The organism is Mesotoga sp. B105.6.4, from assembly GCF_002896535.1.
Classification (GTDB): domain Bacteria; phylum Thermotogota; class Thermotogae; order Petrotogales; family Kosmotogaceae; genus Mesotoga.
Genome location: NZ_JWIM01000062.1, coordinates 1 through 2,044, shown reverse-complemented (window position 1 = coordinate 2,044; position 2,044 = coordinate 1). Strand labels below are relative to the sequence as shown.

General features: G+C 45.2%; 2 protein-coding genes. Both read right to left on the bottom strand.

The window, feature by feature from the left end; genetic code table 11:
* Window positions 1–557: 557 nt before the first annotated feature.
* The gene (locus RJ60_RS12040) at window positions 558–1,832 is read right to left on the bottom strand and encodes a DnaB-like helicase C-terminal domain-containing protein (protein ID WP_103134853.1); all 1,275 of its coding nucleotides are present in this window, start codon (window positions 1,830–1,832) and stop codon (window positions 558–560) included.
* 3 nt (window positions 1,833–1,835) lie between these two features.
* On the bottom strand, window positions 1,836–2,044 hold a 209-nt coding region (locus tag RJ60_RS15630), incomplete at its 5' end, for a hypothetical protein (protein WP_180979947.1).

Here is a 2,044-nt window from a genome sequence, read left to right as displayed (position 1 = left end):
CCGACAATTCTTCTACGCGTGGCCTTTTCCTTGTAAATGCATCCGAATTACTTATTAACTTGCATTTATCGAATAAACTCAATTCAATTTTCTTGCTGCGGTGTATTCGCTAGTTGAAATATCTATAGCGTCGGCCCGCGCCAAGGATCGAAATTCTGACCAGAAGCTTCGTCAGAATGACCTAATGTGCTGCTTTCCGACTAACCTTACACCGCCATCCCGAGTAACTCATGCTGATCCCTTACTTTGTCATCCTGTGAGAGCAACTGCACAGGATCTACGTCTTCGATCTGCAAGACGGCCGCGTTGCTTCTTTAGCAGTACTCTCCAAAGGACGAGTCCATGTTCTAGGAAGTTGGACGAAAGACGTTATTTTCGAATCACCGCTCATGATTCGTTGAGTATTTCAAAGACCTAGACTTGATTCAGGCTCTTCTTTTGTGGGGACTGTTTATTGCATGAGAAGCTTAGATTTCTTATTCCGAATCTGTGAGAAAGAAGCAAAGTCTTGAAGAAAAGGCAGGGGAAGAAAAATACCGGTGCGGGTGCACCGGTTTCTATACGAGGCTAGTGGCGCTTTCTTCTTCGCATTTAACGGATGTTCCCGTGCCTTCGATTACCTGTCTGGTCATGTTGAAGTCCATGTAGATAGTGCCTGTCCTCCCGTTTCTTTGCTTGGCGACTATCGCATGGTATTCGCTCAACGAATCGCTCTTGTTGTACAGTATAGGCCTGTAAATCAGGATTACCACATCGGCGCTGTGTTCTATCGTTCCCGATTCTCGAAGATTAGAGAGTCTTGGAATCCCTTTGTCGTTCTTGCCGACTTCTCTGTTCAGTTGCGAGGCGATTATGATCGGGACTTTGATATCCATAGCCAGAGCCTTCAGAGACCCCATTATCTCGCCGATCTCCGCGTCCTTCGACTGCTTTCCCGGGCAGCTCATGAGCTGGAGATAGTCTATGAAGACAGCATCGAATTGATGAAGCATATTCATCAGCTTTATGCCAGCTATGATTTCGTGAACAGATCTCACACCGCTGTCACAGAAAAACATCTTCTGATCCACAGTCCTGTCGATTGCATCGTTCAGTAGCAATCGTCCTTCCTTGCTCAGTTTTTCCGACTCGGCGCTCAGGTTGATATCGAAGTCTTTCTGGTGAATCCTGTTCTTAAGGTCAACTACATCGATTTCCAGAGAGATATATCCTATAGTCTTTCCCTCAGCAGCCCAGCGTGCCGCGGTATTCAGCATGAAGGAGGTCTTTCCCGTAGCGGTCTCTCCTGCGACCACAACTAGCTCCTTGCCCCTAAGACTGTTCAGTACCGTGTTAGAATATCTGAACGGCCAATCAAGCTTCTTGCTCTTGTTCGCCCAAACATCCATGTGAAACTGCAGCAGAAGCATATTCGCCTCCTTCATGTCTACATACTTGAATCCAGACGAACTCTCATGAAGGAAGGACATGATTTTTTCGGTCGCATCCTCCAATTTCATGTTGCCTTGCTTCATCGCGCGAGAGATTTGGTTTAGCAGAAACCTGAATTTCTTGTTCCTCAAAGTCTCTTTGAAGTAGTCGATCAGATTGTTGGCATGGTTTTCATCCACCAGGTCAACATCATTGACATCAAAGCGTTCCAACCTGTTGTAGATTTCCATCAGGATCAGAGTGGAGTCTTTGTCTATGTTTTTTGAAATAATGTCGTAGATAATCTGAGATTCCTGCGAAAGAAACCTTCGATCTATCTCGCCAATCCTGCACCTAAGTTCTATGTAGTGTATTAAGGCCTTTAGCACTTGCCTTTCAGATCTGATATCTAGAATCATCATCTCTCATAACCCCCTTCCCATAAATGACTCTCTCTCGAGAAAATCCATGAAGAGCTTCCATAACTCAGGTTTCTTCAGGAGCGAGAACAGGTACTTTTTCTTATCATCTGCTCTGTTTATCGCATCTGTAAGATTTTCTACAAGCCACATGGGGAAATACCAATCGATCCTTCGCTCTGAATCTTTTATGAGCGCAGCCGCTAGCTTGTAAT

Bases quoted from the DNA above. Each gene is read 5' to 3' on its own strand.
- RJ60_RS12040 (WP_103134853.1), bottom strand. From the start codon at position 1,832: ATGATGATTCTAGATATCAGATCTGAAAGGCAAGTGCTAAAGGCCTTA.